General features: G+C 68.5%; 17 protein-coding genes. 10 read left to right on the top strand and 7 right to left on the bottom strand.

All coding sequences use genetic code 11. The features are described from left to right. Positions 1-24: 24 nt before the first annotated feature. The gene (locus WG902_RS21390) at positions 25-1,011 is read left to right on the top strand and encodes a Bug family tripartite tricarboxylate transporter substrate binding protein (protein ID WP_340062246.1); all 987 of its coding nucleotides are present in this window, start codon (positions 25-27) and stop codon (positions 1,009-1,011) included. 11 nt (positions 1,012-1,022) lie between these two features. Here WG902_RS21390 and WG902_RS21385 read toward each other — a convergent pair whose 3' ends face one another. Next, on the bottom strand, positions 1,023-3,293 hold the full coding sequence (locus WG902_RS21385) for an ATP-binding protein (RefSeq protein ID WP_340062245.1): 2,271 nt from the start codon (positions 3,291-3,293) through the stop codon (positions 1,023-1,025). 16 nt (positions 3,294-3,309) lie between these two features. After that, positions 3,310-4,218: an arginase gene (rocF, locus tag WG902_RS21380; protein WP_340062244.1), complete on the bottom strand. Its 909-nt coding sequence runs from the start codon at positions 4,216-4,218 to the stop codon at positions 3,310-3,312. Positions 4,219-4,359: 141 nt separating this feature from the next. Here rocF and WG902_RS21375 point away from each other — a divergent pair, with 141 nt between their 5' ends. Both WG902_RS21375 and WG902_RS21370 read left to right on the top strand, forming a co-directional pair. Beyond that, positions 4,360-5,526: a zinc-dependent alcohol dehydrogenase gene (locus tag WG902_RS21375; RefSeq protein WP_340062243.1), complete on the top strand. Its 1,167-nt coding sequence runs from the start codon at positions 4,360-4,362 to the stop codon at positions 5,524-5,526. 11 nt (positions 5,527-5,537) lie between these two features. Next, positions 5,538-6,077 carry a hypothetical protein gene (locus WG902_RS21370; RefSeq protein ID WP_340062242.1) on the top strand — a complete coding sequence of 180 codons (540 nt, stop codon included), beginning with the start codon at positions 5,538-5,540 and terminating at the stop codon, positions 6,075-6,077. A gap of 9 nt (positions 6,078-6,086) precedes the next feature. On the opposite strand, the gene WG902_RS21365 is transcribed toward WG902_RS21370, so the two are convergent. Then, positions 6,087-7,097 (bottom strand): asparaginase, encoded by a 1,011-nt coding sequence (locus WG902_RS21365; protein WP_340062241.1) that lies wholly within the window; start codon positions 7,095-7,097, stop codon positions 6,087-6,089. 34 nt (positions 7,098-7,131) lie between these two features. Between WG902_RS21365 and WG902_RS21360 the strand changes: the two genes are divergently transcribed. Then, positions 7,132-9,000: a carboxyl transferase domain-containing protein gene (locus WG902_RS21360; protein WP_445263717.1), complete on the top strand. Its 1,869-nt coding sequence runs from the start codon at positions 7,132-7,134 to the stop codon at positions 8,998-9,000. Positions 9,001-9,063: 63 nt separating this feature from the next. Further along, positions 9,064-10,323 carry a cardiolipin synthase gene (gene cls, locus WG902_RS21355; RefSeq protein WP_340062240.1) on the top strand — a complete coding sequence of 420 codons (1,260 nt, stop codon included), beginning with the start codon at positions 9,064-9,066 and terminating at the stop codon, positions 10,321-10,323. 56 nt (positions 10,324-10,379) lie between these two features. Here cls and WG902_RS21350 read toward each other — a convergent pair whose 3' ends face one another. Beyond that, complete coding sequence (locus tag WG902_RS21350; RefSeq protein ID WP_340062239.1) at positions 10,380-11,345, bottom strand: AEC family transporter; 966 nt, start codon at positions 11,343-11,345, stop codon at positions 10,380-10,382. Positions 11,346-11,423: 78 nt separating this feature from the next. Here WG902_RS21350 and WG902_RS21345 point away from each other — a divergent pair, with 78 nt between their 5' ends. The 3 genes from WG902_RS21345 to WG902_RS21335 are packed head-to-tail and all read left to right on the top strand — an operon-like array spanning position 11,424 to position 14,695. After that, positions 11,424-13,499, top strand: coding sequence for an ATP-dependent helicase (locus WG902_RS21345; protein ID WP_340062238.1), 2,076 nt, complete (start codon positions 11,424-11,426; stop codon positions 13,497-13,499). After that, complete coding sequence (locus WG902_RS21340) at positions 13,496-13,897, top strand: hypothetical protein (RefSeq protein WP_340062237.1); 402 nt, start codon at positions 13,496-13,498, stop codon at positions 13,895-13,897. Before WG902_RS21345 ends, WG902_RS21340 begins: the two co-directional genes overlap by 4 nt. 9 nt (positions 13,898-13,906) lie before the next feature. Continuing rightward, positions 13,907-14,695: a class I SAM-dependent methyltransferase gene (locus WG902_RS21335; RefSeq protein WP_340062236.1), complete on the top strand. Its 789-nt coding sequence runs from the start codon at positions 13,907-13,909 to the stop codon at positions 14,693-14,695. Between the two features lie 78 nt (positions 14,696-14,773). Here the strand turns inward: WG902_RS21335 and WG902_RS21330 are convergent, their stop codons facing one another. Together WG902_RS21330 and WG902_RS21325 are read right to left on the bottom strand one after the other, a co-directional pair. Then, a complete protein-coding gene (locus WG902_RS21330) occupies positions 14,774-14,923 on the bottom strand; it encodes a lmo0937 family membrane protein (RefSeq protein ID WP_340062235.1) in 150 nt (49 codons plus the stop codon). 185 nt (positions 14,924-15,108) lie between these two features. After that, the gene (locus WG902_RS21325) at positions 15,109-15,900 is read right to left on the bottom strand and encodes an exodeoxyribonuclease III (protein ID WP_340062234.1); all 792 of its coding nucleotides are present in this window, start codon (positions 15,898-15,900) and stop codon (positions 15,109-15,111) included. Positions 15,901-15,910: 10 nt separating this feature from the next. Between WG902_RS21325 and pyrE the strand changes: the two genes are divergently transcribed. Together pyrE and WG902_RS21315 are read left to right on the top strand one after the other, a co-directional pair. Next, positions 15,911-16,591, top strand: a complete 681-nt coding sequence (pyrE, locus tag WG902_RS21320; RefSeq protein WP_340062233.1) for an orotate phosphoribosyltransferase — start codon at positions 15,911-15,913, stop codon at positions 16,589-16,591. A gap of 11 nt (positions 16,592-16,602) precedes the next feature. Beyond that, positions 16,603-17,268, top strand: a complete 666-nt coding sequence (locus tag WG902_RS21315) for a DUF4124 domain-containing protein (protein ID WP_340062232.1) — start codon at positions 16,603-16,605, stop codon at positions 17,266-17,268. Here WG902_RS21315 and gatB read toward each other — a convergent pair. Next, positions 17,265-18,716: an Asp-tRNA(Asn)/Glu-tRNA(Gln) amidotransferase subunit GatB gene (gene gatB / locus WG902_RS21310; RefSeq protein WP_340062231.1), complete on the bottom strand. Its 1,452-nt coding sequence runs from the start codon at positions 18,714-18,716 to the stop codon at positions 17,265-17,267. The genes WG902_RS21315 and gatB overlap by 4 nt on opposite strands. Between the last annotated feature and the right edge of the window lie 46 nt (positions 18,717-18,762).

Here is an 18,762-nt window from a genome sequence, read left to right as displayed (position 1 = left end):
CCCCGCTTTCCAGGAGACAACAACATGACGCCATCCCACCACGCCCTTCGCCGCCGCACCGTGCTCGGCGCAGCCCTTGCCGCCGCCGCGGCGGGCCTGCCGCTCGCCGGCTTCGCCCAGTCGGGCACCGTGAAGTTCATCCTTCCCAACGCCACGGGCTCCGGCGTGGACGCCATCACCCGCGCCGCCGCTCCGGCGCTCGGCCGCGCGTTGAACGCCTCCGTCGTGGTCGAGAACCAGCCCGGCGCCGGCGGCGTGGTGGGCCTGCAGGCCCTGGCGCGCTCCGCGCCGGACGGCAACACGCTGGCCGTGGTGTCGAACAACGTCGTGATCTTCCCCAGCGTGCTCAAGTCGCTGCCCTTCGACATGCCCGGCGACTTCACGCCCATCGCCGTGGTGGGATCCACGCCGATGGTGCTGGTGGTCAACCCCGCCAAGGTCTCCGCGACCAACAGCCGCGAGTTCATCGCCTTGCTCAAGAGCAAGCCGGGCGCCCTGAACTTCGCCTCCGGTGGCAATGGCACCATCCTGCACCTCGCCACCGAGCTGTACCTCGATGCCGCCGGCGCCAGCGCCAAGCACATCCCGTACAAGGGCGTCGGTCCCATGGTGACGGACCTTATCGGCGGCCAGGTCGACTTCGGCACGGTGGCGCTGCCCAGCGTGCAGCAGCACATCAAGACCGGGGCGCTGCGTGTCATCGGTGTGCTGGCGCCGCAGCGCACGCCCGCTGCGCCCGATGTCCCGACGATGGCCGAGCAGGGCCTGGCGAACTTCTCCGTGGAAGCATGGTTCGCCGTCATCGGCCCCAAGGGCATGAGCGCGGCCAGTGTGAAGAAGGCGCACGACGCCGTGGTGGCCGCTTTCAACGATCCCGCCGTGGCGGAGACGATGGCCAAGCAAGGCAACACCATCCAGATCGGCACGACGGAGCAGGCGCAGTCCGCGTTCCGCAGCGAGCTGGCGAAATATGCGTCGCTGGTGAAGAAGGTGGGGCTGGAGCCCCAGTAACGAAGGCTGCGCTAGATCGGCGCGACGGCGGCGAAGTCGGCGTAGGCGCGCTGCAGGTCTTCCATCAGGCGGCCCAGTTCTTCCGGCAGGGCGTGGGCCGCCCGGTCTTCCAGCGTGGCTGCGATCGCCGCGTAACGCTCGGCACAGATCATGGCGCCCGAGCCCTTGGCCGAGTGGGCCAGCAGCCGCAGCTGCGCCCGGTTGGCCGCTGTCAGCGCTGCACGCATGTTGGTGAGCAGCGCCGGCGTGGTCTGCCGGAACGTGGACAGCGCCACCTGTTCCAGCTGGAGGTCGCCGCCGAAGCGCGAGCGCATGGATTCGGCGTGGAAGATCGGCAGCTCGCCCAGCCGCGACGGCTGCGCGACGGTCCAGCGCGCCAGCACGGCCCGCAGCACTTTCAGGTCGATGGGCTTGGTGATGTAGTCGTTCATCCCGGCGTCGATGCACCGTTCACGGTCGCCCTTGAGCGCGTTGGCGGTCATGGCCACGATGGCCGCGGTGCAGCCGACCTCGCGCAAGCGCCGCGTTGCTTCGTAGCCATCCATTTCCGGCATCTGGCAGTCCATCAGGATCAGGTCGAAATCCTCCGACAGCGCCAGCCGGCAAGCCTCGATGCCGTCGTTGGCCAGGCTCACGTCCTGGTAGCCGAGCTTGCGCAGCATGCCGAAGGCGACCACCTGGTTGGTCGTGTTGTCCTCCGCCACCAGCACGCGGACGCCCGCCACCGACGCCGGCAGCTCCTGCCAGATCGACGCCGCGGGCGGAGGCTCCGCCGGCATGACCGGCAGCGTGACGGTAAAGCGCGAGCCTTGGGCCGGGGTGCTCGTCACGCGCACCGCGCCACCCATCAGGTCCACCAGCTGCCGCACGATCGCCAGTCCCAGGCCGGAGCCGCCGAACTGCCGGGAGGTGGAGCTGTCGGCCTGCGTGAAGCGCTTGAACAGCTGCGGCTGGACGTCCTCGGGAATGCCGATGCCGGTGTCGCCGATGATGAAGTCCAGCTCGCAACCGTCGGCATCCGGCTTGCCTTTGACGTCCAGCCCGATCCATCCCGAGTGCGTGAACTTCAGGGCGTTGCCCAGCAGGTTGACCAGCACCTGGCGGATGCGCGTCGGGTCGGCCTGCACGAAGCGCGGCACGTGGGGGTCGACGTGGACGCGGAACAGCAGGCTCTTTTCGGTGGCGCGCAGGCGGTACAGCGTGGCCAGGTCTTCCAGCAGTTCATGCAGGTCGAACGGGACGGTCTCGATCTCCATCTGTCCCGCCTCGATCTTGGAAACGTCCAGGATGTCGTTGACCAGCGCGAGCAGCGAATGCGCGCTGCGGTCGATCAGGTCCGCATGCTGGCGCACCTGCGACGGCAGCTTCTCGTCCAGGAGCAGCTTGGTCATCCCGATGATGCCGTTCAACGGTGTGCGGATCTCGTGGCTCATCGTCGCGAGGAACTGGCTCTTGGCGAGGCTCGCAGCATCGGCCGCATCGCGCGCGAGCCGCAGCTCCTGCTCGGCCGTCTTGCCTTGCGTGATGTCGCGGTTGGTCCCCACCATCCGCAACGGCATTCCGCTGGACGTGCGGTCCGCGACGCGGCCCTCGCTGTGCACCCAGACCAGGCTGCCGTCCAGGCGCCGGACGCGGTGCTCCACCGCGTAGCGGGCCGACCTGCCATCCAGCACGGGCTCCAGTGCCGCCTGGATGCGCAGCAGGTCCTCCATCGGCACCAGTTCCAGCAGCTCCTGCGCAGTGCACTCGGTGGGCTGCGGCGGGCCGCCGAGGATCACGGACCACTGCTCGGACAGGAACACCGTCTCGCCCGGCACGTCGAGGTCCCACAGCGCGAGGCCCGAGCCCTCCAGCGCGCGGTGCAGGCGCTCCTGGCTCTGCTCCAGCGCGGCGCGCGCCTTGCTGGCGTCAGCGACGTCGGGCGCGCGTTGCGCGGCCTGTCGCAGCAGCAGGGCCTGCAGCGCGGCCTGGGCGAGCGCGTGCAGGACCTCTTGCTGCACGCGCCCGAGCGCGGGGCGGGCAACGTGATCCATGACGCAGAGCGTGCCGATGACTTGCCCGTCGGTGGCCTGCAGCGGAGCTGCCGCGTGGAACGCAGCCGATGAACGCATGCCGGCACCCGCGTTCTCCGGCGTGCCGTCGAAACCCAGGGACGCCGCCACCCTTTCCCGGCCGTCGTCGATCCACGTGAGCAGCGCCACCGGCGCCGCGCAAGCCGTCGCCGCTGCGCGGACCAGGCTGTCCAGCAGCGCCCCATCATCGGCCGGATCCGGTGTTGCCATGTTGCGCATGGTGCGATCAGCGCGCCAGCGTCGAGGCGCCGAACATGCTCTGCACGAACTCCACTGCAAGCTCCGCGGTGCGGTTGCGCACGTCGAGCGCCGGGTTGATCTCGACCACGTCAACCGACCCGAGCCGCCCCGTGTCCGCGATCATCTCCATGCACAGCTGCATCTCGCGGTAGGTGGGACCGCCGCGCACGCCGGTGCCCACGCCGGGCGCCTCCATCGGGTCCAGGCAGTCCAGGTCGAAGCTCACGTGGACGTGCGTGTCCTCGTCCACGTCCTGCAGCACCTCGGTCATCGTGTTGCGCATGCCGTGCTCGTCGATATGGCGCATGTCGAACACCTGCAGGCCCAGCCGCCGGATCGCCTGTTTCTCCTCGGCGTCGACGCTGCGGATGCCGATGAAGTCGATGCTGCCGGGGTCCAGCGCCGCCGTCTGGCCGCTCCAGCCGACCAGGTCCGCCGGCCCGTGACCGAGCAGGCAGGACACCGGCATGCCATGGATGTTCCCGCTGGGGCTGATCTGCTCCGTGTTGACGTCGGTGTGCGCGTCCAGCCAGACGACGCGCAGGTTGCGGCGGTGCTGGCGGCAATGCCGCGCCACCGCGCTGATGGAACCGATGGCCAGGCAGTGGTCCCCGCCCATGAGCAGCGGAACCTGTTCCATCGCCAGCGTGGTCGACACGGCCTCGAACACCGCGCGATTCCACGCCACCACTTCCGGCAAGTGACGGATGCCGGGGGACGACGGGTGCCAGGGATTGGGGGGTCCGGAAAGATTGCCACGGTCGATGACATCGAAGCCATGCGCCCGCAAGGCTTCCGCGAGCCCCGCAACGCGCAAGGCGTCCGGGCCCATGCCGGCGCCGCGAACGCTGGCGCCGACGTCGGTCGGGGCGCCGATGAGGCTGACTGTGGTCATGCGTTGCTTCTCCTGCCGGGCACCTTGCATTGTGTCGCAAGCCCGGGAAGCAGGGATGTTGCTACAGGTTGCATCCGAGCGCACCAAGGCTGGGGTTCGATCGGGAGAATGAATTCAACCCATCCAAAGGAGAAACGAAACATGCTGGCGATGCAATACCGCGGACCGTACCGGGTTCGCGCCACCCAGAAGGCGGAGCCGGAGATCGAGCACCCCGGCGACGCGATCGTGCGCGTGACGCGCTCGTGCATCTGCGGCTCCGACCTGCACCTGTATCACGGCCTGGTGCCCGACACCCGGGTCGGCCATACGTTCGGGCACGAGTTCACCGGCATCGTCGAGGAAGTTGGCGACTCCGTGCAGAACCTGAAGAAGGGCGATCACGTCCTGATGCCTTTCAACATCTTCTGCGGTACGTGCTTTTTCTGCAAGAAGGAGCTCTACTCCAACTGCCACAACGTGAATCCGGCAGCGACGGCCGTCGGCGGCATCTATGGCTACTCCCACACCACCGGTGGCTACGACGGCGGCCAGGCGGAGTACGTGCGGGTGCCGATGGCCGATGCGGGCCCGACCATCATTCCCGCCGACATGGACGAGGACGACGCGGTGCTGTTGACGGATGCCTGCCCGACCGGCTACCAGGCTGCCGAGATGGGCGGCATCAAGGAAGGCGACACGGTGGTGGTGTTCGGCGCGGGGCCGGTGGGCCTGTTCGCGGCCAAGTCCTCGTGGCTCATGGGCGCCGGCCGCGTGATCGTGGTGGACCACCTCGAGTACCGGCTGGAGTTCGCCCGCAAGTTCGCGCAGTGCGAGATCGTCAACCTCAAGGAGGTGGGCGACATGGCGATGCACATCAAGAAGATGACGGACTGGCTGGGCGCGGACGTCTGCATCGACGCCGTCGGCGGTGAGGCGGTGGGCAGCATGCTGCAGCACCTGACCGGCCGCTACCTCAAGCTGCAGGCCGGCGCGGCCACCGTGCTGCACTGGTGCATCAACTGCGTCCGCAAGGGCGGCACGGTCTCCATCGTGGGTGTGTACGGTCCCACGGGCAACATGGTCCCGATCGGCAACGTCGTGAACAAGGGCCTGACGATCCGCGCCAACCAGGCGAGCGTGAAGCGCCACCTGCCGCGGCTGATCGAACACATCCAGGCCGGGCGGCTCAAGCCCAGCGAAATCATCACCCATCGCATCCCGCTCGAGGACGTGGCGGACGCGTACCACATGTTCTCGAGCAAGCTGGACAACTGCATCAAGCCGGTGCTGCTGCCGCCCTCGGCCCGGCAAGCGAACGTGCACTGAACGGAGCAACCATGAGCAACCATCCGGAAGACGACATCACTTACGTCGAGCGCACCGAACCCGAGGCGCACCAGCGCAGACCGCCCTCCGGCATCCAGGGCTGGGGCGCGGACCTCGACCCCGCCATGCGCCCCGCGGTGCCGAAGGAGCGCACGCCGCAACGATTCGTGGACGCGCATTGGGACGACATCGCGCCGCAGCGTGACCGCGGCGTGAAAGTCCTGCACTCGACCGAGCGGCCCGGCCTGACACCGGTCTACGGCACGGCGCAGCCGCCCAGCGGCCTGTCCGGGCTGATCCGGCGCGCGGCTTTCCGGCACAGCGAGAACGACCTGCGCCACTGGTTGATGCTGCTGTTCGCCGATCGCGTGAACGTGGTGGAGGGCGTCATCGACGACCTGGCGCACGGCCATGTGCCGAACGTGTTCCGCGAGATCGGCGGACCGGCCGAATGGAAATACAACCGCCAGGGATTCATCCGCAAGGCCGTGATCGCCGGCGGCGTCGTCGGCCTGCTCGTCTACCTGAACAGCCGGCGTCGCCGGCGCTGAAGCCGCTGCTCAGGCGGGTGGCGCCAGGCGGAACACTGCCTTGCGTTCGCCGACGGTCGCGCCCTTGACGCTGGAGATCGTTGCCCAGCGCCAGGGGCGCAGTGCTTCGCGCTGATCCGCATCCAGCCAGCCGAGCTGGTCGAGCGCTTCCACCGTCGCCGCGTAGAGGGCGACCTTGCTGCCGTCGCTGATCTTCAATGCGAGGGCCTCGCCGCGGCTGCGGCTGGCCACCAACTGGACGCCATCCGCGCCCACCTTGGTGACCCAGTCGCCACGCCCTGCCTGCATGAAAGCGACGTCGCTGCGGCCGGTGCCCGACACGAGCTCGGGGTGGGCCGTCATGGCTTCGGCCATCGCGGCGAAGCTTTCGCCGAAGCGCGCGTCCTGCGTGCCGGAGGCCAGGCGGGCGAAGCCGCGCGCGAGGTTCGCCAGCGGCATGGCGTAGTTCGGGGCCGAGCAACCGTCGATGCCCATCGGCATCTGGTGCGGTTGCAGGCCGACGGCCTCGGCGACGTGGTCCCGCACGGCCTGCTGCAGCGGGTGGGCCGGGGCGAGATACGTCTCCAGCGGCGCCCCATGCTGCACGCACCAGGCGAGGAAGCCGCTGTGCTTGCCGCTGCAGTTGTGGTTGCGCTCGTCGACCCGCAGGTCCGCCGGCGGGGCGGGCCCGAGTTCGCCCGCCATGGCCGGATGGCAGCCGCACTGCAAGCGCTGGTAGCCCACGCCGGCCTTGCCGAGGATGTCTTCCACCTCGCGCACATGCATCGGCTCGCCATTGTGGCTGGCGCACAGCAGCGCGAGATTCGAACGGGTCAGGCGAAAGTGCTGCACGCCGCCGCCCTGCAGCAGCGGCAGTGCCTGCAGCGGCTTGAGCGTGGAGCGCGTGAAGCTGACCCAATGCGGGTCGCCGGCATGCGCGAGCACGCGGCCTGTCGTATCGGTGACGGCAAGCGCGCCGAAGTGCACGCACTCGCGCGTGCCGCCGCGGGTGGTTTCGACGAGGGGGACGAGATCGGGCATGGGTGGATTCTGCCCCGGCGGCACAATCCGGCGCATGACCGAACTCCGCTCTCCGCTCCAGGCCCAGGTCGTCCAGTGGCTCGCCGCCCCCGGCGATGCGGTGCGCGCGGGCGACGTGGTCGTGATCCTGGAAGCGATGAAGATGGAGCACGAGGTGCGCAGCCCGGGGGATGGGAGGGTGCGGGAGTGCCTGTTCAAGGAGGGGGAGGCGGTGCAGGAGGGGGATGTCCTGATGGCATTGGACGAACTGGTCGACGCCCCACGGAACGCCCCCACCCCCACCCTCCCCCGGAGCGGGAGGGAGGGAGAAGGAAACGCTCCCTCCCCCTCCGGGGAAGGGCCGGGGTGGGGGCCCGCGCGTCCGGACCTTCAATCCATCCTCGACCGCCACGCTCTCACGCTCGACGCGGCCCGCCCCGACGCCATGGCCAAGCGGCACGCCCTGGGCCTGCGCAGCGCGCGCGAGAACATCGCCGACCTCTGCGACCCGGGGTCGTTCCTGGAATACGGCGCGCTCGCCGTCGCCGCGCAAAGCAGCCGCCGCAGCCAGGACGACCTGGCGCGCAACACGCCGGCCGACGGCATGGTCACCGGCATCGCGCGCATCAACGGCGACCTGTTCCCGCCCGAACGCGCGAGCGCCGCGGTGCTGGCCTACGACGCCACCGTGCTGGCCGGCACGCAAGGCTTTCGCAACCACCAGAAGACCGATCGCCTGCTCGGCGTGGCGCTGAAGAACCGGCTGCCGGTGGTGCTGTTCGCCGAGGGCGGCGGCGGCCGGCCGGGTGACGTCGACATGCCCATCGTTGCCGGCCTGCACGTGCCCACGTTCGCCAGCTTCGCGCGGCTGAACGGCCGGGTGCCCGTCGTCGGCATCGCCGCCGGACGCTGCTTTGCGGGCAACGCGGCGCTGCTGGGATGCTGCGACGTGATCATCGCCACCCGCGGCAGCAACATCGGCATGGGAGGACCGGCCATGGTGGAAGGCGGCGGGCTCGGCGTGTTCCGCCCCGAACAGATCGGCCCGGCGCCGGTGCAGCATGCCAACGGCGTGATCGACGTCCTGGTGGAAGATGAAGCGCAGGCTGTCGCCACGGCCCGCCAGTACCTCTCCTATTTCCAGGGCGCCCTGCCCTCCTTCGAAGCGCCCGACACCGCGGCCTTGCGCAACGTGGTGCCGGAAAACCGGCTGCGCGTGTACGACAGCCGCGCCGCCATGGAAGGTCTTGCCGATGCCGGCTCGGTGCTGCATTTGCGCACCGGCTTCGGCCTGGGCATCCACACCGCGCTCGCGCGGATCGAGGGCCGGCCGGTCGGACTGCTCGCCAGCAATCCCCTGCACCTGGGCGGCGCCATCGACGCCGACGCGGCCGACAAGGCCGCGCGCTTCATGCAACTGTGCGATGCGCACGGCTTGCCGCTGGTGAGCCTGGTGGATACACCGGGCTTCATGGTCGGGCCCGCGATCGAGGAGCAGGCGCAGGTGCGCCACGTCAGCCGCATGTTCGTCGCCGCGGCCCACCTGCGGGTGCCGTTCTTCAGCGTCGTGCTGCGCAAGGGGTATGGCCTGGGCGCCATGGCGATGGCTGCCGGGGGCTTCCATGCGCCGGAGTTCACCGTGTCGTGGCCGAGCGGCGAGTTCGGCGGCATGGGCCTGGAAGGCGCCGTGCGGCTGGGTTACCGCAAGGAGCTGGAGGCGACACCGGAAGGCCCGCGGCGCGACGCCCTGTTCGAGCAACTGGTGGCGCGGCAGTACGCGGCCGGCCAGGCCGCGAACATGGCCGCCACGTTGGAGATCGACGCCGTCATCGACCCCGCGCAGACGCGGAACTGGCTGGCGCGGGGACTCGCCGCCGGCCGCGTGTCGACCGAAAGCGGGCATCGCGCGAGCGACACCTGGTAACGCGCGCCCCACGGAACTGCGCGGAGCCGCTAGCATCTCGGGTTCCACATTGCCGAGCCACCCATGCTGATCGCCCTCGGCGTTGTCCTTGCGCTTCTCGCCGCGCTCATCTACGTGAACCTGGGCACGGGGGAACAAGGCGTCACCCACGAGATCGAGCACCTCTACCCGGTCGACGATCCGCAGTTCTTTCGCGCGATGGGCATGCTGCTGGGGCCGGACATCGTGAAGGGCAACCGCGTGGACGCCCTGCACAACGGCGACAACATCTTCCCGGCGATGCTGGAGGCGATCCGCGGCGCGCGGGAGACGGTGCTGTTCGAAACCTTCATCTACTGGTCGGGTGAGATAGGCGACCAGTTCGCGGACGCGCTGTCCGAGCGCGCGCGGGCCGGGGTGAAGGTGCACGTGCTGCTGGACTGGCTGGGCAGCCTGAAGGTGGATGACCGGCTGGTGGACGAGATGAAGGAGGCCGGCGTGGAGGTCTGGCACTTCCACCCCCTGCGCTGGTACAACCTGGGCCGCATCAACAACCGCACGCACCGCAAGCTGCTGATCGTGGACGGCCGCATCGGCTTCACGGGCGGCGTGGGGATCGCGCCTCCGTGGACCGGCGACGCGCAGGACGAGGACCATTGGCGCGACTCGCACTTCAGGGTCGAAGGACCGGTGGTCGCACAGATGCAGAGCGTGATGCTGTCCAACTGGAGCAAGGCCACCGGCCGCATCCTGCATGGCGAGGACTACTTCCCGGAACCCCGCGAGGCGGGCCGCCAGGCCGCCCAGATGTTCCACAGCTCGCCCAGCGGCGGCGGCGAGAGCATGCAGCTGATGTACCTGATCGCCATCACGGCGGCGGTGAAGACGATCGACATCTCCAGCGCCTACTTCGTGCCGGACGAGACGGCGCGCATCGCGCTGGTGTCGGCGCTCAAGCGGGGCGTGCGGGTGCGCGTCATCACGCCGGGCCGCAAGACCGACCAGCAAACGGTGCGGCACGCTTCGCGCGCGCTATGGGGCGACCTGCTCGAGGCGGGCGCCGAGCTCCACGTGTACCAACCTACCATGTACCACTGCAAGCTGGTGATCGTGGACGGCCTGCTGTCATCGGTCGGTTCCACCAACTTCGATCCGCGCTCGTTCTACCTCAACGACGAGGCGAACCTCAACGTCTATGACCGGGAGTTCGCGGGCGAGCTGACGCGCGTGTTCGAGAACGACCTGACGCGCTGCAAGCGCGTCACGCTGCAGGAATGGCAGTCGCGCCCCACCTCGGAAAAAATCCGCGAGCGCGCGGCCGCCCTGCTGGCGCCGATCCTGTAGCCCGGGTTCGGCGATCAGCCGACCCCGGCGGCCAGCTACCGCTCGCAGCGTCCGGCTCACGTCAGCAGGGCCACGGCGCCGGAGAAGGTCAGGAAAGCCGCCGCCGTGGTCAGCAGGATGATCCGCGCGATGCGCCCGGTGTCCGCGCCGAAGCGCTCGGCCAGCAGCGACACGTTGCTGGCGCTCGGGAGCGCCGCCACCAGCACCATCACCTTGAGCGTGAAGTCGTCCAACGGCAGGCCTGCGGCGCGCGCGCCCATGCCCGCGCCCCACACCAGCAACGGATGCACGAACAGCTTGATCAGGGACACGGGGACGAAGTCGCGCGCCGGCATCGGGCCGCGCTCGCCCTGCGCCGCCAGGAACTGGGAGCGCGCCAGCACCGCGCCGATGGTGAACAGCGCCACGGGCGACGCGGCATCCGCGAGCAGGCCGATCGTGTCCATGATCGGAGCCACCGGCTTCCAGCCCATGGCCGACGACAGGCCACCCAGCAGGATGGCCCAGGGCATGGGATTCAGCGCCACGCCTTTCAGCGCCTTCCTGGCCGCGTCGCGGGCGCCGTGCTGGTCGGCGCTGTCCAGCCGCGACAGCGCGATGCACAGCGACGTGGTGATCACCAGGTCGATCATGATCGTCAGGATGGAGGGGCCCGCGGCCTGTGCGCCGAGCAGGGCCACCAGCAGCGGCACGCCCATGAAGCCGGTGTTCGGGAACGCGGCCACCAGCGCGCCGAACGAAGCATCGTTCCAGCGGATGCGCGCATTCATGCTGTATTTCACGGTTCCGGCCACCACCAGCAGCGCACACGCCAGCCACAGCGCCCCCGCGGTCGGGTCCAGCATCTGGGCGATCGGCGTATTTGCGCCGAAGCGGTACAGCATGCACGGCAGCGCGAAGTACAGCACGAAAGTGTTCAGTCCGCCGATCGCCTCCAGCGGCAGCATGCGGCGGCGCGCCGCGATGTAACCGGCCAGGACCAGCGCGAAGAACGGGAAGGTGACCGCAAGGACGCTTGGCACGGCTGGTATTGTCATCGCAACAGCCTGCGGCGCTTATGATTTGCCGTTGTCCTCTCCCGCAGTACCCACCTCCCCCCGATGTCCGCCGGCCTGAACCTCGCCCAGCAAGAAGCGGTCAACTACATGCATGGTCCCTGCCTGGTGCTGGCCGGCGCCGGCTCCGGCAAGACGCGCGTGATCACCCACAAGATCGCGCGCCTGATCCAGGCCGGCCTGGAACCCAGGCGCATCGCCGCCATCACGTTCACCAACAAGGCCGCTGCCGAAATGCGCGAACGCGCCAAGGCCCTGGTGGGTCGCCAGGCCAAGGAAGTCCTGATCTGCACCTTCCACGCGCTCGGCGTGCGGATGATGCGGCAGGATGGAGCCGCGCTGGGCCTGAAGCCGCAGTTCTCCATCCTCGATTCCGACGACGTCACCAGCATCCTCAAGGACGCCGGCGGCTCCACCGACGCGGCGAGCGCGCGCCAGTGGCAATGGGCCATCAGCGCCTGGAAGAATGCGGGGCTGAACGCCGCGCAGGCGCTGGCGCAGGCGAAGGACGACAACGAGCGCATCACCGCCACCATCATGGCGCGCTACGAGGAACGCCTGACGGCCTACCAGAGCGTGGATTTCGACGACCTGATCGGGCTGCCGCTGAAACTGCTGCGCGACTTCCCCGACGTGCGGGACAAGTGGCAGGCGGCGCTGGGACACGTGCTGGTGGACGAATACCAGGACACCAACGCCACGCAGTACGAGTTGCTCAAGCTGCTGGTGGGCGAGCGCGGACGCATCACGGCGGTCGGCGACGACGACCAGTCCATCTACGGCTGGCGCGGCGCCACGCTCGACAACCTGCGCCGCCTGCCGCAGGACTACCCCACCTTGAAGGTGGTGAAGCTGGAGCAGAACTACCGCTCCACCAGCGCCATCCTGCGCGCGGCCAACAACGTGATCCAGCCGAACCCCAAGCTGTACCCCAAGACCCTGTTCTCCGAGCTGGGCGAGGGCGAGCCCGTCCGCGTGGTCGACTGCGACAGCGAGGAACATGAAGCCGAGCGGATCGTTGCGCGCATCCAGTCCATTCGCGCCAACGGTGGCGGCAAGGACTGGAAGGACTTCGCGGTGCTGTACCGCGCCAACCACCAGGCCCGCGTGTTCGAGCAGTCCTTGCGCAAGGCGCAGATCCCCTACAAGGTCTCCGGCGGGCAGAGCTTCTTCGACCGCGCCGAGATCCGCGACCTGTGCGGGTGGCTGAGGCTGTGGGTCAACAACGACGACGACCCGGCTTTCCTGCGCTCCGTCACCACGCCCAAGCGCGGCATCGGCCACCAGACGCTGCAAAGCCTGGGCACCTTCGCCAGCCAGTACAAGTTGAGCCTGTTCGCCGCCCTCTTCTCGCCCTCGCTGGCCGCCGTGCTGAACGCGCGCGCCGTCGGCAGCCTGCACGAATTCGGCCGCTACGTGAACGACCTGGAGTTTCGCGCCCGCCGCACGATGGGCGCCGAGGATGCGAAAGTCTTCCTGCTCGACTGGCTCAAGGACATCGGCTACGAGAAACACCTGTACGACGGCGAGGACAACGAGAAGGTGGCGGCTGCCCGCTGGACCAACGTGCTGGACTTCATCGACTGGATGGCGGCGCGCTGCGGCGGCGAGATCGACGACAGCGCGGGCGTCAGCCTGGCGGCCGAGCGCAAGAGCCTGCTGGAGGTGGCGCAGACGATCGCGCTGCTGTCCACCATCAGCGAGCGCGAGAAGGACCAGAACGTGGTGACACTTTCGACATTGCACGCGTCCAAGGGCCTGGAGTGGCCGCACGTGGTGCTGGCCGGCTGCGTGGAGGGCATGCTGCCTTTCAAGCCCGAGGACGGGGAAGGCGCCGTGGTCAGCGAATCGTTCATCCAGCGCCTGCAGGAGGAACGCCGCCTCATGTACGTGGGCATCACGCGGGCCCAGCGCTCGCTGGCCGTGAGCTGGAGCAGGAAGCGCAAGAAGGGCCGCGAACTGGTTCCCGCCCAACCCAGCCGCTTCATCGCGGAGATGGCATTGGACAAGACGACCGTGAAAGAGGATCCCCGCGAGAAGCTCAAAGCCTTGCGCGCGGAGTTCGCCAAGAAGAGCGCCGACGCCGCGGCCGCGGCGGCGGCGGCTTCGGGGGCTGCATGAGACGGCTGTGGTTGTTGGCATGGGCAGCCGCTGCCGGAGCCGCATCGGCGCAGAACGTGTGTCCGCATGCCAGCGAAGTGCGCCAGGCCGAGATGCTGGGCCTGTGGCATGCCGAATTCGAGGACGCGAAGCTGTCCGGCACGCTGGTGCTGGAAAAGCACGCCACGTACGCCGACAGCTTGAGCGGCACCATCGAGCGCGGCACCGTGCGGCGCCCGGTATCCGGCGAGGTGGAGGACGGCGAATTCACCCTCGAAGAGTCGGCCGACGGCGTGCGCATCTCCGGCACGTGGCTCGGCGAAGTGGTGGAAGGCTCGTGCGGTCGCGAGATCCGCGGCACCTGGAGCGTCGACGGAGAAGGCAAGGACGCGCGCGCGTTCGTGCTGCGCAAGCAATAAGGCAGACCCATGGCCACGAACTCCCACTTCACGGGCCCGCAGTTCTACGACGAGTTCATGGGCCCGGTCCAGTTCGCCCCTTTCGCCGCGGACCTGGCGGACCGCATCCCGGTGGACCTGCGCGGCAAGGTGCTGGAGATCGCCTGCGGCACCGGGCTGGTGACGCGAGAGCTGCGGCGGCGGCTGCTGCCCTCGGTCGACATCGTCGCGACCGACCTCGGAAGCGCGATGCTGGACTACGCGAAGCTGCGGGTCACCGCGGGCGGCATCACCTGGCGGCAGGCCGACGCGCAGGACCTGCCGTTCGCCGATGGCGAGTTCGCCGCGGTGGTGTGCGGCTTCGGCATGATGTTCCCGCCGGACCGCGCCAAGGCGTTCGCCGAGGCGCGCCGCGTGCTCGCTCCCGGCGGGCTGCTCCTGTTCAACGTGTGGGACCGCATCGAGGAAAACCTGCACGCGCTGGCCAACGCGCAGACCGTGGAATCACGGTTCCCGGGCGATGCCGAAATGAAGTTCCGCACGCCCTACGAGCTGCACGATCCGGCCGTGCTGCGATCGCTGCTCGCCCAGGCAGGTTTCCAGGACGTCACCATCGAAACCCGCCGCATCGCCATCGACGGCGCCGATCCGCGCAAGATCGCCGCCGGACAGATCCGCGGCACGCCGCGGGCGGCGTTGCTCGTGCAGCGCGGCGTTCCCCTGGACCCGATGATCGATGACGTCGCCGCCGCGCTCACGCGCCAGGGCGGCGACCCGTACCACGGACATGCGCAAGCCCTGGTCGTCCAGGCCCGCTGAAGCTCCAGGGCAAAGGGTTGGGCGGACGAAGAAAAGGGAGCCGCAGCTCCCTTTGTCAGCGGCGTGGTTTCGCCCCGGTCACAAGACCTTGCGGCCGCGCAGCAGTTGCACGATCACGATGACCACCGCGATCACCACCAGGGCATGCACGAGGCCTCCTGCGGTAACCGAGGTGACGAGGCCGAGGGCCCACAGGATCAGGAGGACGATGGCGATGGTGTAGAGCATGGGAGTTCCTTGCGAGTCGATCGGCTTGGCATGGCCGTGTGCATGATCGAAAGTGCTCCAGGCGATACGGCATCGCTGCCCTGCAAGGTGAACTGTTCAATGGCTGGACGTTAAGGCTGAGGCACCAGCTCGTCTGTAGGCGATACGCCCGGGCCAGCGTCAGTACCTCAGCCATGAGGCCGCCGTTACAGCGGCAAGTCGTACGCGATCGTCAGCGGCGCGTGATCGCTGAAGCGCGTCTGGGTGTAGATCGCGGCCTCCCGTGCCGTCTGCGCAATGCCTGCCGTCGCGATCTGGTAGTCCAGCCGCCAGCCGACATTCTTGGCCCGGGCCTGGCCCCGGTTGCTCCACCACGTGTACGAGGTATCGGTGGCGTCGGGATGCAGGTGCCGGTAGACGTCCACCAGCCCGGTCTCCGACAGCAGCTTGGTCATCCACGCGCGCTCCTCGGGCAGGAAGCCGCTGTTCTTCAAGTTGCCCTTCCAGTTCTTCAGGTCCTGTTCCTTGTGGGCGATGTTGACGTCGCCGCACAACACGAACTCGCGCGTCTTTTTCAGCGCGGCGAGGTGCGGATCGAGCAGGTCCAGGAAGCGGAACTTGGCCTGCTGGCGTTCCTCCCCGGAGGAGCCCGAGGGGAAGTAGCAGCTGATGATGGACATGCGGCGCTGCGGTGTGTCGAAGCGCAGTTCGACGTACCGGCCCTCGGCGTCGAACTCCTCGCAGCCGAAGCCGGTGACCACGTCGCTCGGCTCGTGCCGGCTGAAAGCGCCGACGCCGGAATAACCCTTCTTCTGCGCGAAATGGAAGTGGCCGCGCAGGCCCGCCAGGCGGTCGTGCTTGCCGTCCACGTCGGCAGCCTGGGCCTTGACCTCCTGCACGCAAATACAATCCGGGCTGGTTTGCGCGATCCAGGCCTCCACACCCTTGCTGGCGGCCGAGCGGATGCCATTGAGGTTGAGGCTGGTCAGTTTGAACAAGGAATTTCCCATGGTGGCGGTGAGCGGCCAGGATGCCCTGGCGCAGGATTTCGTCGGGTTCGCCGTGCAGTCGGGGGTCCTGCGTTTCGGCGACTTCAAGACCAAGGCAGGCCGCCTTTCCCCCTACTTCTTCAACGCGGGGCTGTTCGACGACGGTGCCAAGCTCGGCCGGCTGGCGCAATTCTATGCACAGCGCATCCTGTCCTCCGGCATCGAATTCGACATGTTGTTCGGCCCCGCCTACAAGGGCATCCCGCTGGCAGCGGCGGTGGCCATCGAGCTGGCGCGGCTCGGGCGGAACGTCCCTTACGCCTACAACCGCAAGGAAGCCAAGGACCACGGTGAGGGCGGCACCCTGGTCGGGGCGCCGGTCCGGGGGAAGGTCCTGATCGTCGACGACGTGATGTCCGCCGGCACCGCCGCGCGGGAGTCGATCGCCCTGATCCAGGCCGCCGGCGCCACCCCCCACGCGGTGGCTATTGCGCTGGACCGGCAGGAGAAAGCCACCGAAAACGGCCAGGACGTGGCATGGAGCGCCGTGCAATACGTCCGGGAAAGACTACAACTTTCCGTTTGTTCGATTGCAACTCTGGCCGACCTCTTGCACTATCTGTCCAGCCATTCCAAGGAAGAGCTCGGACAGCACCACGACCGGGTGCTGGCATACCGGGACCGTTACGGGGCTGGCTGAGAGGAGAGCCGATGATCCGTTCGCTGCGCCACCTGCTCCTGGGCACCCTGCTCACGTCGGCGGCAGCGATGGCATCGGCGCAAGGGTCGCGCATCTATACCTGCGTGGACGCCAAGGGGCGAAAGCTGACGTCCGACCGCCCCATCGTCGACTGCATCGACCGCGAACAAAAGGAATTGAGCGGCTCCGGCACCGTGCGCCGCACCGTCCCGCCGACGCCCACCGCGCAAGAGCGGGCGCTGATCGAGGAGCGGGAGCGCAAGGCGGCCGACGAAAAGCAGCGCCTGGCCGACGAGCGGCGCGCGGTGCGTGCCCTGGTCAGTCGCTATCCGAACCGCGCAGCCCATGACGCCGAACGCAGCAGGGCGCTGCAGGCGCAACAGGAGGTGATCAGCACCGGGCAACGCCGCATCGAGGAGCTGAACGACCAGCGCAAGCTGTTGACGGTGGAGACCGAGTTCTACAAGGACGTGGGCCAATGGCCCAGCCTGCTGAAGCGGCAGTTCGACGAGAACGCCCAGCAACTCGCCGCGCAGCAGCGGTTCATGGCCTCGCAGGACGAGGAAAGGGCGCGCATCAATGCGCGCTACGACGAGGAACTGGCGCGGCTGCGGCCCCTGTGGGCGCAGCGCAGCACTGCCGCCGCCGACCCGCCGCCCGCGCCGGTGAAACGCTAGATCCCGAGTTTCTTGCGCAGCAGGTCACCCACCTGCTGCGGGTTCGCCTTGCCCTTGGACGCCTTCATCGCCTGGCCGACCAGGGCATTGAACGCCTTGTCCTTGCCGGCACGGATCTGCTCCACGTTGGCGGCGTTCGCGGCGATGACGTCGTCGACGATCTTCTCCAGCGCGCCGGTGTCGTTCACCTGCTTGAGGCCCTTCGCCTCGATCACCGTGTCGACGTCCGTTCCCTCCTGCGTCCACAAGGCCTCGAAGACCTGCCGGGCGGCATTGTTCGACACCGTGCCGTCCGCGATGCGCTGGACCAGGCGGGCCAGCGTCGCGGCCTGCACGGGCGCGGATTCGATGGCCATGTCCTGCGCATTGAGCCGCCGCGACACCTCGCCCATGATCCAGTTGCTGGCCAGCTTGGCCTGGCCGCTGGCCTTGGCCGCCGCCTCGAAGTAGGCCGCCATCGCCTTGCTCTGGGTCAGCGTGGTCGCGTCGTACTCCGGCAGCCCGTAGTCGTCGACGAAACGGGCGGCCATGAGGCGTGGCAACTCGGGCATCTCGCGCTTCACCCGCTCCACCCACTCGGGCGCGATCACCAGCGGCGGCAGGTCCGGATCGGGGAAATAGCGGTAGTCCGCCGCATCTTCCTTGGTTCGCATCGACCGCGTCTCGCCCGTGTCCGGATCGAACAGCACGGTGGCCTGCTGGATCGGGATGCCGTCCTCGAGCTGCTCGATCTGCCAGCGCACCTCGAAGTCGATCGCCTCTTTCATGAACTTGAAGGAGTTGAGGTTCTTGATCTCGCGCCGGGTGCCCAGCGGCTGGCCGGGCTTGCGCACCGACACGTTCGCGTCGCAGCGGAAGCTGCCTTCCTGCATGTTGCCGTCGCAGATGCCGATCCAGGTGACGATCTTGTGCAGCTCCTTGGCGTAAGCGACCGCCTCGTCGGACGAGCCCATGTCCGGCTCCGTCACGATTTCCAGCAGCGGCGTGCCGGCGCGGTTCAGGTCGATGCCGGACTGGCCGACGAAGTCTTCATGGAGCGACTTGCCCGCGTCTTCTTCCAGGTGCGCGCGCACCAGGCGCACGGACTTCTTTTCCTGGCCGAGGAAGAACTCGACGCTGCCGCCTTGCACCACGGGGATCTCGAACTGCGAGATCTGGTAGCCCTTGGGCAGGTCCGGATAGAAGTAGTTCTTGCGCGCGAAGATGCTGCGCGGCGCGACCTGCGCGCCGATCGCCAGGGCGAAGCGGATGGCGCGTTCGACCGCCCCCACGTTCATCACCGGCAGCGTGCCCGGCAGCGCCAGGTCCACCGGCGAGGCCTGCGTGTTCGGTTCCGCGCCGAACTGCGTCGGGCTGCGGCTGAAGATCTTGCTCTGCGTCGAAAGCTGGGCGTGCGTCTCGAAGCCGATGACGACTTCCCAGCCATGAATGAGTTTTCCCGCGGTCATCAAAGGCCTCCCGCCGGGCCGCCCCAAGGGAGGCCAGCCCCCTCGG

The sequence above is a fragment of the Ramlibacter sp. PS3R-8 genome (assembly GCF_037572435.1).
GTDB lineage: Bacteria > Pseudomonadota > Gammaproteobacteria > Burkholderiales > Burkholderiaceae_C > Ramlibacter.
The sequence above is the reverse complement of the archived record's forward strand: the minus strand, read 5'-3'. Positions and strand labels throughout refer to the sequence as shown.

Excerpts from the sequence above, each read along its gene's own strand:
- WG902_RS21385 (WP_340062245.1), bottom strand. The coding sequence starts at position 3,293 with ATGGCAACACCGGATCCGGCCGATGATGGGGCGCTGCTGGACAGCCTG.
- WG902_RS21330 (WP_340062235.1), bottom strand. The coding sequence starts at position 14,923 with ATGCTCTACACCATCGCCATCGTCCTCCTGATCCTGTGGGCCCTCGGC.
- WG902_RS21365 (WP_340062241.1), bottom strand. The coding sequence starts at position 7,097 with ATGCCCGATCTCGTCCCCCTCGTCGAAACCACCCGCGGCGGCACGCGC.
- WG902_RS21360 (WP_445263717.1), top strand. The coding sequence starts at position 7,132 with ATGACCGAACTCCGCTCTCCGCTCCAGGCCCAGGTCGTCCAGTGGCTC.
- WG902_RS21335 (WP_340062236.1), top strand. The coding sequence starts at position 13,907 with ATGGCCACGAACTCCCACTTCACGGGCCCGCAGTTCTACGACGAGTTC.
- WG902_RS21340 (WP_340062237.1), top strand. The coding sequence starts at position 13,496 with ATGAGACGGCTGTGGTTGTTGGCATGGGCAGCCGCTGCCGGAGCCGCA.
- WG902_RS21370 (WP_340062242.1), top strand. The coding sequence starts at position 5,538 with ATGAGCAACCATCCGGAAGACGACATCACTTACGTCGAGCGCACCGAA.
- WG902_RS21345 (WP_340062238.1), top strand. The coding sequence starts at position 11,424 with ATGTCCGCCGGCCTGAACCTCGCCCAGCAAGAAGCGGTCAACTACATG.
- cls (WP_340062240.1), top strand. The coding sequence starts at position 9,064 with ATGCTGATCGCCCTCGGCGTTGTCCTTGCGCTTCTCGCCGCGCTCATC.
- WG902_RS21390 (WP_340062246.1), top strand. The coding sequence starts at position 25 with ATGACGCCATCCCACCACGCCCTTCGCCGCCGCACCGTGCTCGGCGCA.
- rocF (WP_340062244.1), bottom strand. The coding sequence starts at position 4,218 with ATGACCACAGTCAGCCTCATCGGCGCCCCGACCGACGTCGGCGCCAGC.
- gatB (WP_340062231.1), bottom strand. The coding sequence starts at position 18,716 with ATGACCGCGGGAAAACTCATTCATGGCTGGGAAGTCGTCATCGGCTTC.
- WG902_RS21315 (WP_340062232.1), top strand. The coding sequence starts at position 16,603 with ATGATCCGTTCGCTGCGCCACCTGCTCCTGGGCACCCTGCTCACGTCG.
- WG902_RS21375 (WP_340062243.1), top strand. The coding sequence starts at position 4,360 with ATGCTGGCGATGCAATACCGCGGACCGTACCGGGTTCGCGCCACCCAG.
- pyrE (WP_340062233.1), top strand. The coding sequence starts at position 15,911 with ATGGTGGCGGTGAGCGGCCAGGATGCCCTGGCGCAGGATTTCGTCGGG.